Below are 15,410 nucleotides of genomic sequence, written 5' to 3'. Positions count from 1 at the left end.
ATGAGCACAGATCGTAACGAACGCCATAAAAAAGCCATGCAACGCCGCAAGGCGCTGGTGGATGAAAAAGTGGCCCAGGCTCAGGAAGAGCGCGGCGTGCTGATTGTGCTCACTGGCAACGGCAAGGGAAAATCCAGCTCCGGTTTTGGTACCGTGATCCGTTGTCTGGGCCACGGTTACAAAGCTGGCATTGTGCAGTTTATTAAAGGCACTTGGGATTGCGGCGAACGGGATTTTATTCTCGAGCGCTGCCCCGAGGTGCCCTTTCATATTATGGGCACCGGCTTTACTTGGGAAACTCAGGACCGAGAACGGGATATGGAAGCGGCAAGTCAGGCTTGGGAAAAAGCCGAGGCCTTGCTAAAGGATGAGTCCCTCCACCTCGTTCTACTGGACGAGCTGACCTACGTATTAAAGTACGGCTGGGTCACTCAGGAACGTATTTTTGAAGCTCTTAAGAATCGCCCCCGCGAACAGTCAGTGATTGTTACCGGTCGAGCAGCCTCTAAAGCCTTGTGTGAGCTGGCGGACACGGTGTCAGTTGTCGATGTTGAAAAGCACGCCTTTCAGGCGGGCATCAAGGCGCGTAAAGGCATTGAGTGGTGATGCTGCGACTCTCACTCCCCCCGTCATTGCGAGCGCAGCGAAGCAATCTCGTAAAAAGTGGCGCCAACAGCCGGAGATTGCTTCGCTACGCTCGCAATGACGGTGGATGGCGTTTGGCAGCTGCGGTTTTTGCGTCTCTGCTTCTTTCTTCAGCGCAAGCAAGCGATCAGCGCTGCGTCGTCGACGATATAGAACACACTGTCTGCCTGCCCAAACCCGCCGAGCGCATAATCGCTCTCTCGCCCGGCGCAACTGAACTCCTGTTTGCCGCAGGTGCCGGACACAAAGTGATCGCAGCCGTCACCTTTTCTGATTTTCCGGAAGAAGCCAAAGCCCTGCCCCGCATTGGCAGTTACAACCGCTTTGATATGGAAGCCATCGTTGCCGCCCAGCCCGACTTGATTATTGCGTGGAAGGAAGGAAACCCGCGTGAGCAGGTGGAGCAACTGCGCGAGTTGGGCTTTCCGGTTTATCACGGCGATCAACGCGATTTTCTGGATATCGCTTCCACTATCCAGCGCTTGGGTATCCTTGCGGGCACAGAACTATCTGCAAATACAGAAGCCACGCGCTTCCTTGACGGTATTGCCCATTATCGCGATCAGTTTCAAACCAAGGCACCGGTACGCACTTTTTATCAGGTGTGGGTCAACCCATTAATGACCGCCAATCGCAATCATTTTATTGGTCACGCGATTACGCTTTGTGGCGGCGACAATATCTTTGCGGATCTCGATCGGCTGACGCCCAGAATTGGTGTCGAAGCGGTACTAGCGGAAAACCCCGAAGTGATTATTGCGGGTGGTATGGGCGAGGATGATCCTAGCTGGCTCAATGCCTGGCGCCCCTACTCCAATATTGTGGCGGTGCAAAAAGATAATCTGTTTTTTGTACCACCTTCTACGCTGCAGCGTCCAAGCCCGCGTCTGCTCGATGGTATAGATCTCTTGTGCCAGCATCTGGAGACGGCCCGTGGCCGCCGTTGAGGCACTGCGCCGTCGTAGCGTGCCGCTGCTATTCCTGTCGGCTGCGTCCCTTTTTTGTATTGCATTAAGCGTCACCGTCGGCAGTGTGGCTATTTCAGCCAGCGATCTCTGGGCTGTACTTAGCGGTGGCGGCGAGCCACTTCACCAAACGTTGATTATGGAACTGCGTCTGCCGCGTTCACTGGCGGCCTTTGCGACCGGTGGATTGCTCGCGGTAGCCGGAGCATTGATGCAGGTACTATTGCGTAACCCTTTGGCCGACCCTTACGTGCTCGGTCTATCCGGTGGCGCAGCAGTCGCGGCATTATTAAGCATGCTCAGCGGACTACCTCCCTTTATCGTTTCGATTGCCGCCTTTGGCGGAGCCCTGGGTTCAGCGGTTCTCGTCTTCGGCCTGTCCCATGGTCGCGGCAGCTGGACAACAACCCGCCTTTTGTTAACGGGCGTGGTGGTGTCATCGGGTTGGGGCGCCGTCATTACCTTTATGCTCGCTGTCGGTCCCACCGAACAACTGCCCGGCATGCTCTACTGGCTGATGGGCGATCTCGCCTACGCACGCAGCCCCTGGCCCGCACTGATCATTCTTGCCCTCACCAGCATAATCCTATTGCCCTTAGGGCGCAGTTTGAATGTGCTGGCGCGCGGCCCTATGCAAGCCGCTGCACTCGGTGTTGCTGTGCGACCACTGGAATGGAGTATTTATGGCAGCGCCAGCCTGCTAACCGCTAGCGCGGTAACCACCGCTGGCAGTATCGGCTTTATTGGGCTCGTGGTACCGCATATGTTGCGCCTTGTATTAGGTAACGATCAGCGTCTGATACTGCCCGCCGCCGCGCTAACGGGCGGTGCCTTGCTGGTGCTGGCCGATACACTGGCTAGAACCATTATTGCGCCAGAACAATTACCTGCCGGGGTGATTACCGCCCTGCTCGGGGTGCCGACCTTTCTCTATTTGTTGTATCGGAGCCGCTGATGTCGACGCTCGCAGCCCGACAACTGGTGATCGATATTCCCGAGCGGGAAGACGGCACGCCTTTAGACTTTACCATTCAGCCCGGCGAAATCTGGGCCATCCTCGGCCCCAATGGCGCCGGTAAGACCACGCTGCTGCATACGTTGGCGGGATTAAAAGCCCCACGCAAAGGCGAAGTCGCGCTGAATGATCAGTCGCTAAACCAGTTGCGACGGAAACAGATCGCTCGCGAAATTGCCGTGGTGTTTCAGGAGCGACAGGATGGCTTTCCGGCCACGGTTCTGGAAACCGTGCTGATCGGTCGCCACCCTTATATGGCCCCTTGGGATGTAGAAACCGCCGAAGACCTTGAACTCGCCCGCGCAGCGCTAGAGCGCACACAACTGTCAGCGCTGGAAGATCGACTGGTTTCAACGCTGTCCGGCGGTGAGCGTCAGCGATTGGCATTGGCCACAGCACTGTGTCAGCAACCGGCGATCTGGCTGGCAGACGAGCCGGGCAACCATTTGGATCTTCGCCATCAGGTTGAGGCTATGAAGCTCTTTGCCAATGAAGCCGACGTAGGGCGTGCCGTGCTGCTCTGCCTCCATGATCTGAATTTGGCGGCGCGCTGGTGTACTCATATTTTGTTGCTGTACCCCGATGGCAGAGCTTGTTGGGGTGCTGCCGATAAAATGCTGGAACGCTCCGCGCTGGAAAAGCTCTATCGTCAGCAGCTAACCGAAACCCAAGTGGATGGCCGTCGCTACTTTGTGCCCGCAACGGATCGTATCGATGACTGAGGCTTATAACGACGCGGACAAGCAGGCCGTTTACCGGGCAATTTACGAGCGTCGGGATATGCGTCACTTTTGTGGTGGCAGTGTTGATAAGACCGTTCTAGCACGCCTTCTCGGTGCAGCCCACGCCGCCCCCAGCGTGGGCTTGATGCAACCCTGGCGCTTTATTCGCATATCCGACGAGTCATTGCGAGAAGAACTATATTCATTGGTTCAAAGTGAAAGGCAGGCAACGGCCAACGCTCTGGGTGAACGGGAATCAGAATTTCTGGCTCTCAAGGTCGAGGGTATCCGCGACTGCGCGGAATTGCTGGTGGTTACCCTCATGGACAAACGCGAGCCCCATATTTTTGGCCGCAGAACCATGCCCCATATGGATATCGCCTCCACCGCCTGCGCCATTCAGAATCTGTGGCTCGCCGCCCGCGCCGAAGGCTTGGGCATGGGCTGGGTGTCTTTGTTTGAACCCGATGCATTAAAAGACTTGCTAAAACTCCCCGAAGACAGCGAACCGCTGGCGATCCTCTGCCTTGGCCCGGTAAATGCCTTTTACGACAAACCGATGCTGGAACAGGAACACTGGGCAGAACGCGCCCCGCTGGAAGACTTTGTGATGGAAAACCAATGGCAGACCAGGTGACAGCGAAAACGTTGATGGTGCAGGGCACCACCTCGGACGCGGGCAAAAGTGTCATGGTGTCAGGCCTCTGCCGTCTGCTGAAACGCCGTGGTTTTTCGGTCGCGCCTTTCAAACCCCAGAATATGGCGTTAAACAGTGCGGTCACCGTGGATGGCGGCGAGATCGGCCGGGCCCAAGCCGTTCAGGCGCGGGCCTCTGGACTGGAAGCACACACAGACATGAACCCGGTATTGCTTAAACCCAATACTGATATCGGCGCGCAAGTGATTATCCACGGCAAGGCCCTCAGCAATATGGATGCGGCCGTCTATCACGACTACAAACCCCGGGCGATGCAAGCGGTATTGGAATCCCACCAGCGGCTATCGGCGCAATACGACTACGTCGTTGTCGAAGGTGCAGGTAGCCCGGCAGAAATCAATTTGCGTGCCGGTGATATCGCCAATATGGGCTTTGCCGAAGCAGCAGACTGCCCGGTTGTTTTGGTCGCCGATATTGATCGCGGCGGCGTGTTTGCTCATCTGGTCGGCACCCTTGCGCTGCTCAGCGAATCCGAACAAGCGCGGGTTAAAGGTTTTATCATCAACCGCTTTCGCGGTGATATCGCCCTCTTACAAAGCGGACTTGATTGGCTGGAAGACTACACCGGCAAGCCGGTACTTGGCGTCATTCCTTACCTACAGGATTTTTATCTGGAAGCCGAGGATGCAGTAGATCGCAGCCAGGTGCTGGATGAAAGCCTGTTGAAAGTCTGCGTACCGGTCTTTTCACGCATTGGCAATCACACAGACTTCGATCCGCTGCGGCTGCATCCGCTGGTGGATTTTCAATACGTTCGCCCGGGTCAGGCTATTCCAGAATGCGATTTGATTATTCTCCCCGGCACCAAGAATACGCGCACCGATCTGGATTTTCTGCGCGCACAAGGCTGGGAAGCCTCGATTCAAAAGCATTTGTCTCGTGGCAAAAAGCTGATGGGCATTTGCGGGGGTTTTCAGATGCTGGGCTCGGCGATTCACGACCCAAAGGGCATTGAAAGCACAGCCGGCTCAACAGCAGCTCTGGGTCTCGCAGAATTCGAGACCACCATGACCGACACCAAAATCCTGCGGCACACCCAAGGCACGCTATTAGGCGCAGCGGCAAAGGGCTACGAGATTCACTGCGGTATCAGCACCGGCAAAGCGCTGGAGCAACATGCGGCGGCTGATGTGGATTACGGTAAGGACGGCCACCTGTCACCGAACGGGCAGGTACTGGGAACTTACCTGCACGGCGTATTTGATAAGAAATCTGCGCGCGATGCTATTTTGCAGTGGGCAGGGTTAACGCAGGAATGCGACTTTGATTTTGAATCCCTGCTGGAAACCAATCTGGACAGGTTGGCAGATTGTTTGGAAGAGCATTTGGATATTGATGAAATTATGTCGCTGCTCGCACCCCCCTCACCCCAATCCTCTCCCTGAGGAAGAGGGAGCAGCACCGGCAATACGATATGGAGGGTACCCTCTCCCTCCGGGAGAGGGACAGGGTGAGGGCGGTCTACCCTCGATGAAACACCAACTGCGCCCAAGGCTCACTGCCCTTCATTTCAAAAATCTTGAACCGCGACATGCCCGCATAGGGCACTGAAAGGCTGGTGATCGCATCCAGCGGCATTTGCAGCCAATTCACCATAATAGAGCGAATGACCGCCCCGTGGGCCACCACCAAAAAATGCTGGCCGCGCAGCTGCTCCGCCCATTCACCGATGGCCGGCGTTACCCGCCGATGAAAATCAGCCATGGTTTCGCCGTTAGGGGCAACGGCCTGCGACGGTTTGCCAAAGAAAGTTTTCCATTCCTGCGGGTACTGTTCGCGCACCTCGGAAATCAGTTTGCCTTCCCAGTCGCCGAAGTGAATCTCGCGCAGGCGGGCATCCGTTTCAACCGAAATACCGCGATCCTGCGCTAACCAATCAGAAAATTCCCGGCAGCGCTTCAGGTCTGAACTGACAATCTGCGACCAGCCACCTTCATCCGCCACAGCGGCGCGCATCTGCTCCCAGCCTTTGTCGCTCAGCGCGACATTAGTGCTGCCGCGAAAAATTTCACCGCCCTCACAGGCACCGTGGCGCAGCAGATCAATGGTGGTGACTTTGAAATCAGTCACTGCGACTGACTCCCGCTTCATCGAAGCTGGCCATATCCCGGTGCAATACACAGGCTGACTGCAAAATCGGCAGCGCCAAGGCCGCACCACTACCTTCGCCCAATCGCATTTCGAGTGAAAGAAGTGGTTTGGCATCGAGCTTGTTCAACAGTTTTTCATGCCCGGGTTCTGCGGAGCAGTGCGAGAAAAACAACCAGGGCCGAATGCTGGGGTTAACTTTCACTGCCGCCATCGCCGCCGCCGTGCAAATATAACCATCGACCAGCACCGCAATCCCTTTTTGCGCCGCGCGGATATAGGCCGCAGCCAAGGCATTGACTTCAAAGCCGCCAATGCGCTGCAGGTAATCGATACCGTTGCGCATATGCGGAAGATGCTTGGACAGAGCTCGCGTTACCACCGCTGACTTTTTCGCCAAGCCTTGATCCGTGATACCGGTGCCCCGCCCGACCATTGCCTGTGCTGCGAGTTTGGTGTGCGCCACCGCAATAGCTGCGGCGATGGTGCTGTTGCCGATCCCCATTTCGCCGCCGATAAACAAATCAATATCGCCGGCCGACTCTACCGCCTCTTTACCAGCGGTCATGCAGTCTTCCAACTGACGCGCATCCATGGCCGGCGCATTGCAGATGTTTTGCGTGCCGGGCGCAACGCGACGGTCCTCTACGTTGGGCAATTCTTCCAGTGAGTCCACCGTTCCCATATTGAACACCCGGAAGGGAATATCAAAGTTGCGTGCCAATACGGTTATCGCCGCGCCGCCAGCAGAAAAATTACGCACCATTTCACCGGTAACGGATTGTGGATAGGCCGAAACGCCTTCGGCAGCGACACCGTGGTCACCAGCAAATACCACAATCGCGGGTTTGCTAATCGATGGAGTCAATGTGGCCTGATTACCGGCCAGCTGAATAGCGACTTCCTCAAGTCGCCCCAGCGCACCTTTAGGCTTGGTCAGGTTATCCTGCCGTGCGCGAGCCTGCGCCAAAATTTCTTCGTCAGGTGCTGGAGCCTCTTCCAGGTACCACGCTTCTTCCACCTCATTTCTCCTTAAGTGTTATTGGTATACCGGCCACGACAAAGGCCGCGCGCTGACAGACCGGCATCAACTCCTGATGCAACCAGCCGCTTTCATCAACGAAACGGCGCGCCAACGTGTTTATGGGAACAACCCCCTGCCCCACTTCGTTACTCACAAGCACAATGTGGCCCGGCAACTCGGGCAATGTGCGGATAAATTCCTGCTTAACCTTTGTCCAACCCGCCTCGTCGGCTTCCAGCCAATTGCTTAGCCAAAGTGTCAGACAATCGACCAGAATGCAGCGCTCCGCTGAGGCCTGTTTGCGCAAGGCTTCTGTCAGCGCCAAGGGTTCCTCAATCGTCCGCCACTGATTACCCCGATCATTCTGATGGCGCGCTATTCGCTCCGACATCTCGCCATCGCGGGCCTGCGCGGTCGCCAAATAGACCTTCTCCAGCCCGCTGCGTTCAACAGCCGCCTCTGCCAGCCGGCTTTTACCCGAACGGGCACCACCGAGAAAGAATTCTATCATTGGCTTGATTCCTTACCAGCGCGGAATTCAGGCTCAACTCGCGCCGCTGATTCTGGCAAAATGGCTATTCTACCGCAGCACCTAGCGCAAATCAGGGCAAAGAGGACACTATGGGGCACCGCCTTTCGAAAATTTACACCCGCACCGGCGACGACGGCACCACCGGATTGGGCGATGGCAGCCGCATCGACAAGGATGCGCCGCGCATGGAGGCCATCGGCACCGTAGATGAGGTCAACAGCCATGTGGGCGTACTGATTGCGGCCCTGCCCAAAGGCGATGAATACGAAGCGCTGCTGTCGCAGGTTCAGCACGATCTATTCGATTTGGGCGGTGAACTGGCAGTTCCCGGTTATACCCTAATCAGCGAGGAACGCATTACCGCCTTGGAAGAAGAGCTGGATCGATTAAACGAATCCTTACCACCTCTGAAAAACTTTATTCTGCCCGGCGGCAGCATGGCCGCCGCCCAATGCCATCTGGCGCGGGTGGTCTGTCGACGCGCCGAGCGCTGCGTGATTACGCTAAGCAAAACCGATGAGGTGAACCCGCCGGTTCGTAAATACCTGAATCGCTTGTCGGACCTATTGTTTGTAATGGCCCGACTGATCGCGCGCCGCGATGGCGGCGAAGAAGTGCTCTGGCAGCCAGCAAAGTCTTAAACCCCTGCAGGCCACAGCCACGCTGCGCCTCGAACCCCGCTAGAATCCCCATAACGCGCCGGCACCACCGGCGTTGTGCACTCACCGCCAAATACTGCCTCCGGCAACAGCGCTGGCAGCCATTCGTATAGCGGCTTGATTTTCGATAAGCCACCACCGAGTACAATCACGTCGGGATCGACAACATTGATCACGGTCGCCAGCGCTTGCGCGAGCTTGCTCGCATAAAGACGCAAGATAGTTTCAGCCTGCGCATCACCCTGTAGCGCGAGTTCACTCAAGTCAGCGGCGCTTTGGCATTGCTTTTGTTGATCGGTCGGCACCAAGCTCATCAGCCCTGCGCCGTTCAGGTGGGTTTCGATACAGTCGCGCTTAACGCAATAACAGGGGCGCTGCTCATTAGATGTCGGCAAGGGATTATGACCCCACTCACCGGCAAGACCATTGGGACCAGACAGTAAGCGCTGATGAATCACCAACCCACCCCCAACCCCTGTGCCCAAAATCACGCCAAATACGGTTTCAAAGCCCGCGCCGGCGCCATCCATTGCTTCCGACAGCGCAAAGCAATCAGCATCATTCGCCATTCGGATTTCTCGCTGCAGACGCTTCTCAAGGTCAGCTTTAAGCGGCTTGCCATTCAATACGGTGCTGTTGCAGTTTTTCATCAGCCCATTGCGCTGCGGCGAGCCCGGCGTACCGATACCCACCAGACAAGGCGAACCACAATCAGATTCCAGCGATTGAACCAAATCAGCAATCGCTTGCAGCGTTTGAGGATATTGGTTGACGGGGGTAGAAATGCGACGGGCAGTCAGAATGCTGCCGTGGTCATCCATCACCACGGCTTCGATTTTGGTCCCGCCAAGATCAACACCAATGCGCATCGGCAGGTGGGCTAGAACAACTGAAGACCGGCAAGCACGGCAACCCAGCACACCACACTGCGCGAGATCAGTTTCTGCGCACAGCTCAGTTCCGCTTCGGCCTGCCCGGCAAATTTATCTGCCGTACAATCGGCACTGATCGTTTCGGCCAAGGCCGCATGACCGCTGTCGCCCAGCAGATCTGCCGCGGGTGTGGATTCTGTTAGGTGGGGGCTTACTGCACTGATACCTCGATCAAAGTCGCCCACGACGGCAAAGGTAAAGGCGAGCAAGCGAGCGGGAAGCCATTCCAGAAACTGCACGCCCTGATCGAGCAGGACCTGTTCTTCGGTTGTGGTTTCCGGGCGACTGCCCAGCAAACGGAACAAGCGGTAGGCCAACGCAGCGGCCGGGCCCAACAAGACAAACCAGAACACCACCGCGAACCAGCGCTCGAAACCCTGATAGAAAACCGCCTTGCGCACCTGCGCGTGCAGCTCCGACGCATTCGTGGGCGTCGCTGAATGATCGAAGCCTTCCAGTTCGCGGGCCTGCTCAGTAGCTGCCTGCAAATCACCCCGGTGCCAGGCATCGGTATACAGGGCAATGTGAGAACGAAAATCTCCGCGCCCCAAACTATAGAGCAGCACCGCCACATAAAAGAGCAGCAGCGGCAATCCCCAAAGCACACCCTCCAGAACAACCTGCAAGATGAGCACCACAGACACTGGCAACAGGATCAGCAGTGCGAGCCGCAGCCGCAAATTACCAATGGAGGAAACCCGCTGATGCATGGTCGCCAGCCAATCGTCCTGTTGGGGAATGGCGCCATAGCCCCAGATCTGCAGCGCGATCAGTACCGTGATGATTGCCAGAAATTCCATTAACTCAGCCGTTTTTTGTAGTTATGCCAATCGAATGCCGGGCCTGGATCAGTTTTGCGCCCTGGCGCGATATCGCTGTGCCCGACGATCCGCGCCGGGGATAGTAAAGGATAGTGTGCCAGCAGGGTTTTTGTCACCTCAGCCAACACGCCATACTGAGCTTCAGTGTAGGGTTCAATATCGGTTCCTTCCAGCTCAATGCCGATACTGAAATCGTTGCAGTTGTCGCGCCCCTCAAAACAGGACTGCCCGGCATGCCAGGCACGCTCAGTCAACGGTACGAACTGGGTCACGGCGCCCTCGCGATCAATCAAAAGGTGAGAGGAGACTTTCACACCGTGGAGATCAGCCAGCGCCGGGTGCGCGCTGCAATCGAGACAGTTGGTAAAAAACTTATGCACCTCACGCCCACCAAACTGGCCAGGCGGCAAACTGATATTGTGAATCACTAGCAAGCTGATTTCGGCTCCCGCCGGACGCTGGTTGAAGTTGGGTGAGGCACAGACCTCCACATCAGACAGCCAGCCATCTGAAGCAAGATTGAATGAAGGGTACTTCACAGCAGGTAGCCGGCCAGATCAGACCGGCTTGTCTTTCATATCACGCAGATTACTGATCACGGATTCCAGCGCCCGGTCGAACAACATGCCATCGTCCAGCATCGTCATCTTTTGATCGACCAGCTTGTGCAACAGGTGATCTTTCTCGTGCTCAGCGACCTTCATGCCGGAACGGTTCACAAAGATATGACGGCCGGTACTGGCAATCACCGCGGCCAGACGACAGCGCAAACGACTGCCGTCGTCCTGCAGGAACTCCACCCAGTTACCCACTTGCAATCGTGACAATCGACGCTCGGCATCGGCCAACTCAGAATCTGTCGCCGTCGGCCCCTCACCCAGTGATGCCGCCAGCGAGGCATCCAGAGCATCCAAATCGATATCCTTTTCCGGGAAACTCTCCACCGGTTTCGGACTCATCGGGGGCTCTTTCACAGCTTGATTATTATTGTTGTTCACGTCCCTGCTCTTTTTAAGCAGGCCCATGTGTACGGTCTCCAGCTGTTGTAGCTGTTCCTTGAGATCGTAGGGGTTGTAACCGATCTGATTAAGGCCTGCGCGCAGGCGCTCCAATATGGAGGGCAGATCAGTCAGTAACTTATCACGGTGCGCAATGCTGCTGACAGGTTGTACGCTCCACAGCAGGTCGTCCACCACAGATACCGCGTCTTTCCATGCATCACTGCCTTCGCCCTGCTGGATATACTGCAGGAAAAGCACTTTGCTCCAGCCATTGGTCAACAGCGCGGTCAATACTTCCGGGCACTCAACTTCTTTAAGTTTGGACTGCAACAGGCTATCGACCAGCTCGCGCGCTTGTGCGGCAACCTGCTTACTGTCGTCCGCATTCAGTACTCGCTGGGTAACCAAATCGGCCCGCCGGCGCTCTTGCTCCAGATAGGCTTTAAAATCATCCAGGGCTTCTTGGAAAACCCGCGCCTGGCCATCGGCTCTTGCCAGCACATCGCGCACCAGACTATCGACTTCCGCATACAGCGGGTCATTGTCCAAATCACCCGTGGGCTGCCATCCGATACAGGCATCGGCGATTGTATTAAGCAAAAGGCGCGCAGGATGACCTTCCTTGCTGAAGAAACGCTTGTCGAGCATTGCCGCTTTTAACACGGGAATTTGCAGGTGAGCGATCAGGGCCCGCATCGGGCTGGCAAGGCTATCGTCTTCCAGTACATATTGAAAAAGCAGCGAAACCAGATTGATCACATCAAAGTCACGCTGGGCGACGGTCTCATCTGACTCATCCAAGACGTCGCGCTGAACATTGCGCAGCCGGTCAGCCAGATCAGGGGGAAGCTGCGCCACCGGCGAAGCCGATGACAGCGAAACCACATTCATGCGCTCAAGCTGCGAGCCTTGCAGTTCCTGCAACACTTTCAATAGCGAGCCACGGGACAACTGGATCTTACCGCCGCTGTCACCCCCCGCCGCCAGCAGGCCCTTGAGCACATCAAATACGGTACCGCCGGTCTGTTGGGCCAGCTCTTCGATATCAACAGGCTCAGACTCGGCTTCAACCGCCGCTGGTGCTTCTGCGGGAGGATCAAGCTCATCAGCCCGCGGCCGCAACACACTATCGCCTTCGCGATAAAGGCCTGCTGACTTCAGCACGGTGGACAGTTCGAGGTAAAGACCACCCAGCTCGGAAACAACATGCCGGTCGAACAGTTTGAACAAGACCAGCTTGGGTTTGATATTCAGTTCAATATCACGGGTCGACTGCGCAAAGGCGTCGCAAATGCTTAGTGGGGTAAAAGGAAGAAGGTTTTCATTCGCGGTCAGGCCAACACCCTGAGAATCAGCCCAAGCCTGAAAACTCGCGGTCAGCGCCGACAGGGCCTGAGCATAGCGCTTGCTCGCCTTACTGGCCATCGACTCAACCGCTACCTGCTCTTCCATATCCTCGTAGTCGAGCAGTTCAAGGGGCTGTGCTGAAGTTCGGGCATTGCGATCAGCTTGGATCAAGGCCTGAAAGGGACTGCCCAACTGAATGCGGAAGGCCTCTTCAATACGGCGGCGGTGAACGCGGATTTCCCGCATCGCCTCAAAATACAGATTCTGTTCATTTGCATGGAGCGCTCGATCTGCCAGCTCAAACAGGGCATCGTCGGCGTTGTCGAGTAATTTTTGAGCACAATCAGAGAGATACAGCCAGCCACGATTCTGCAAATCGGCCAAAACCTGCGGTAAAGCGCCGGGCGCTACACGGCCGGTTCGCAAAGGCACTACCTTGTTATCGTTACTCATTGTTGGCTACATCTCTGTTAATCGTGGCAACCGCAAACACGCAAAACAGCCCTTGCTCCGAATCAATCGGTGCAGGACAATACGCCACTAAAGGTCACTTGCCGTAAACCTGTCGGAGCAGGTTATCCAAGCCTTTGCAGCGGGTCAACTATTTCGCAAATTGAGAATAGCGTCACATAGCGACCCGCCACAGCGTGACTATTTCCCTTTAAATTACTGAAAAGCAGCTGGTTTTTCCAGTAAGAAATCGCACAGTGTGACGTCGTGCCTACATTGTTATGCCTATAAGTGAATATACGGATAAAAGCCCGACTCAAACCAGACTTGTGACACAGATCACCTTTGAAGGCGCAACGCGCACTGCAAACCCAACAGGACCTCAATGTTAAATCAGGAAACCCTCCAAGCCGATATCACCCGCAGCGTAAAGCAGGCCCTTGAAGAAGACGTTGGCAGCGGCGATATCACCGCCATGCTAGTGGCCGAAAGCGCCAGCGCCAAGGCCACGATCATCACCCGCGAACATGCGATCGTATGCGGTCAGGCCTGGGTAAATGAAGTCTTCGCCCAGCTGGACGAGCGCGTTGAAGTCAGCTGGAAGGTAAAAGACGGCGACAAGGTTGAGCCCAACCAACCACTGTTTACCCTGCAAGGCCCCGCCCGCAGCCTCCTGACCGGCGAGCGCAGTGCACTCAACTTCCTGCAACTGCTCTCAGGCACCGCCACCACCTGCCGCCAATACGCAGATCTGGTTGAAGGTACCGGCGTGAAACTACTCGACACCCGCAAAACCATCCCCGGCCTGCGCACCGCCCAGAAATACGCCGTGACCCAGGGGGGCTGCTACAACCACCGCATCGGCCTGTACGACGCCTTCCTGATCAAGGAAAACCACATCGCCGCCTGTGGAGGCATCTCCCAAGCCATTGAAGCCGCTCACGAAATCGCCCCCGGCAAGCCGGTTGAGGTTGAAGTAGAGAACCTGAAGCAGTTTGATGAAGCCCTTGAAGGCGGGGCCGATATTATCATGCTGGATAACTTCAGCACCGGGGATATGGTGCGGGCTGTAGCCCTGAACTCTGGCAAGGCCAAGATAGAGGCGTCTGGGGGGATTACCTCGGCGAACCTTAAGCAGATTGCGGTGACTGGCGTGGATTATATTTCGCTGGGGACTTTAACCAAGGACTGCCGGGCTGTGGATTTGTCGATGAGGATCTAAGAACTACCCACCATTCACTGTCTTATCACGGCGTGGGTTGCAGCGGCTGGAATAAAGAAATGCCAGCAGCAACCCCATCATAATCGAGGGCAAAGCGTGATAGAGAATCCCGTCTACAAGCGCAAACACTAAACCTGATAGAAAAGATGCAGCTGTGATAACTGCCAAGGAATCATCTCCCCGCAAAACCCGCAAACAGTGCCGTACGATCTTATACAAAGCAATAAATAAGGCCAAAGAGCCAACTATTCCGAACTCAAGAAGCCATTGAAATAAAAAGCTATGCGGCTGTACCGGACCGCTTTTCATAGGCAGCCTTAAAAATGCGTCTGGGCCAAAACCAAAAAACACAGATCGCTCCAAATGCTGAATAGCCTCCGTCCAGATCGCTATTCGCCCGCTAGACACGCTATTTACTGATGAGAACTCTACGGTTCTTTTAAGAGGCGAGTCGACAAGATACGTCCAATCAGTGCAGAACACCAACAATCCACCGACAACAAAACAAAGCACAGAAATTAAAACCGAGCGATCAAATAATATTTTGCGAGAGAACACAGCCAAGCATAAAAGAAAAAAACACAACGCCAGCAATTGCCCCCTGCCACCGGACCATACTGAAACGAAGCCAAGCACCAGGAATAACCCACCCCAAAAACTATAATGTACTGACCTCACTCTCCACACAAAGAACATGCCGACAGCCAACATCGAGAGAAAGGCCAGCTCGTAATTAAAGTGACGTAAATGACGAAACACCGGAGGATTGCCTTTTATGGCCGCAGGATTACCCCCCTCTCCCAAAGACAAAAAATAGATTACAAATAGTGCTAGCGTTATTCCGAAGATGATAATTTTAGAAAAGAAAAGCCACTTAAAAGAAGAAATTCCACACCGCTCAAACCAGACTACAGCCGCACCCACAAATAAGACCTGAACTGCGTAGAACCAAGATTGATAGATCCCATATACCGGAATGTAATTGACTAGCCAGCCAATACTGGTAATTACTAGTAAGACTGCAACTACTCTCGCTGTAATACTTACTGAATATAATTCCTTATAAAAGTGAATCGTCGGCAGGGTATAAACAAGCACGAACAGAAACTGAATAAACGATGCGACACGATTAACTGTTACGGAAATATAAGAAATGGTCGCGAGAAACGGCAACAAGATAGCCAACAATATCAAAAGTGATGCAAACCTATCCAAATAACCAGATATTTTACCCTCCACCGAATTTTGACCTAACAAGAAATCCACAAG

At 55.1% G+C, this 15,410-nt stretch carries 16 protein-coding genes; 8 read left to right on the top strand and 8 right to left on the bottom strand.

The genetic code is table 11. The features are described from left to right. The 6 genes from cobO to FHR99_RS11440 all read left to right on the top strand — a co-directional run bounded on the left by cobO (position 1) and on the right by FHR99_RS11440 (position 5,450). Positions 1–606, top strand: coding sequence for a cob(I)yrinic acid a,c-diamide adenosyltransferase (gene cobO, locus FHR99_RS11465; RefSeq protein WP_183410812.1), 606 nt, complete (start codon positions 1–3; stop codon positions 604–606). Positions 607–683: 77 nt separating this feature from the next. Beyond that, on the top strand, positions 684–1,592 hold the full coding sequence (locus FHR99_RS11460; protein ID WP_246386766.1) for a cobalamin-binding protein: 909 nt from the start codon (positions 684–686) through the stop codon (positions 1,590–1,592). Further along, positions 1,579–2,565 (top strand): FecCD family ABC transporter permease, encoded by a 987-nt coding sequence (locus tag FHR99_RS11455; RefSeq protein ID WP_343067542.1) that lies wholly within the window; start codon positions 1,579–1,581, stop codon positions 2,563–2,565. Before FHR99_RS11460 ends, FHR99_RS11455 begins: the two co-directional genes overlap by 14 nt. Further along, a complete protein-coding gene (locus tag FHR99_RS11450) occupies positions 2,565–3,347 on the top strand; it encodes an ABC transporter ATP-binding protein (RefSeq protein ID WP_183410809.1) in 783 nt (260 codons plus the stop codon). The genes FHR99_RS11455 and FHR99_RS11450 overlap by 1 nt, the downstream gene beginning before the upstream one ends. Then, on the top strand, positions 3,340–3,984 hold the full coding sequence (gene bluB / locus FHR99_RS11445) for a 5,6-dimethylbenzimidazole synthase (RefSeq protein WP_183410807.1): 645 nt from the start codon (positions 3,340–3,342) through the stop codon (positions 3,982–3,984). Before FHR99_RS11450 ends, bluB begins: the two co-directional genes overlap by 8 nt. Further along, complete coding sequence (locus FHR99_RS11440; RefSeq protein WP_183410805.1) at positions 3,969–5,450, top strand: cobyric acid synthase; 1,482 nt, start codon at positions 3,969–3,971, stop codon at positions 5,448–5,450. The genes bluB and FHR99_RS11440 overlap by 16 nt, the downstream gene beginning before the upstream one ends. Positions 5,451–5,526: 76 nt before the next feature. On the opposite strand, the gene FHR99_RS11435 is transcribed toward FHR99_RS11440, so the two are convergent. Genes FHR99_RS11435 through cobU form a run of 3 tightly spaced genes read right to left on the bottom strand, consistent with a single transcriptional unit; the run spans position 5,527 to position 7,688 of the window. After that, on the bottom strand, positions 5,527–6,135 hold the full coding sequence (locus FHR99_RS11435) for a histidine phosphatase family protein (RefSeq protein ID WP_183410803.1): 609 nt from the start codon (positions 6,133–6,135) through the stop codon (positions 5,527–5,529). Next, positions 6,128–7,174, bottom strand: coding sequence for a nicotinate-nucleotide--dimethylbenzimidazole phosphoribosyltransferase (gene cobT, locus FHR99_RS11430; RefSeq protein ID WP_183410802.1), 1,047 nt, complete (start codon positions 7,172–7,174; stop codon positions 6,128–6,130). The genes FHR99_RS11435 and cobT overlap by 8 nt, the downstream gene beginning before the upstream one ends. 1 nt (position 7,175) lies before the next feature. After that, positions 7,176–7,688, bottom strand: a complete 513-nt coding sequence (gene cobU, locus FHR99_RS11425) for a bifunctional adenosylcobinamide kinase/adenosylcobinamide-phosphate guanylyltransferase (protein WP_183410800.1) — start codon at positions 7,686–7,688, stop codon at positions 7,176–7,178. A 110-nt stretch (positions 7,689–7,798) separates the two neighbouring features. On the opposite strand from cobU, the gene FHR99_RS11420 reads away from it, so the two are divergent. Continuing rightward, on the top strand, positions 7,799–8,350 hold the full coding sequence (locus FHR99_RS11420; protein ID WP_183410798.1) for a cob(I)yrinic acid a,c-diamide adenosyltransferase: 552 nt from the start codon (positions 7,799–7,801) through the stop codon (positions 8,348–8,350). Here FHR99_RS11420 and FHR99_RS11415 read toward each other — a convergent pair. From FHR99_RS11415 to FHR99_RS11400, 4 genes are read right to left on the bottom strand one after another with little or no spacing between them, the layout of a single operon-like run. Next, on the bottom strand, positions 8,347–9,237 hold the full coding sequence (locus FHR99_RS11415) for an ROK family protein (RefSeq protein WP_183410796.1): 891 nt from the start codon (positions 9,235–9,237) through the stop codon (positions 8,347–8,349). The two genes, FHR99_RS11420 and FHR99_RS11415, sit on opposite strands and share 4 nt — an antisense overlap. Before the next feature lie 11 nt (positions 9,238–9,248). After that, positions 9,249–10,100, bottom strand: coding sequence for a regulatory signaling modulator protein AmpE (gene ampE, locus FHR99_RS11410; protein WP_183410794.1), 852 nt, complete (start codon positions 10,098–10,100; stop codon positions 9,249–9,251). Beyond that, entirely contained in the window at positions 10,100–10,660 is a 561-nt protein-coding gene (gene ampD / locus FHR99_RS11405; protein WP_183410792.1) for a 1,6-anhydro-N-acetylmuramyl-L-alanine amidase AmpD, read from the bottom strand. The genes ampE and ampD overlap by 1 nt, the downstream gene beginning before the upstream one ends. 18 nt (positions 10,661–10,678) lie before the next feature. Further along, positions 10,679–12,922, bottom strand: a complete 2,244-nt coding sequence (locus FHR99_RS11400; protein ID WP_183410790.1) for a DUF1631 domain-containing protein — start codon at positions 12,920–12,922, stop codon at positions 10,679–10,681. 382 nt (positions 12,923–13,304) lie between these two features. Between FHR99_RS11400 and nadC the strand changes: the two genes are divergently transcribed. After that, positions 13,305–14,141: a carboxylating nicotinate-nucleotide diphosphorylase gene (nadC, locus tag FHR99_RS11395; RefSeq protein WP_183410789.1), complete on the top strand. Its 837-nt coding sequence runs from the start codon at positions 13,305–13,307 to the stop codon at positions 14,139–14,141. A 3-nt stretch (positions 14,142–14,144) separates the two neighbouring features. Here nadC and FHR99_RS11390 read toward each other — a convergent pair whose 3' ends face one another. Continuing rightward, entirely contained in the window at positions 14,145–15,407 is a 1,263-nt protein-coding gene (locus tag FHR99_RS11390; RefSeq protein WP_183410788.1) for an O-antigen ligase family protein, read from the bottom strand. Positions 15,408–15,410: the final 3 nt, after the last annotated feature.

Origin of the sequence: Litorivivens lipolytica, from assembly GCF_014191715.1 — a bacterium.
Taxonomy (GTDB): domain Bacteria; phylum Pseudomonadota; class Gammaproteobacteria; order Pseudomonadales; family Spongiibacteraceae; genus Litorivivens; species Litorivivens lipolytica.
This window is presented reverse-complemented; position numbering and strand designations above follow the sequence as displayed.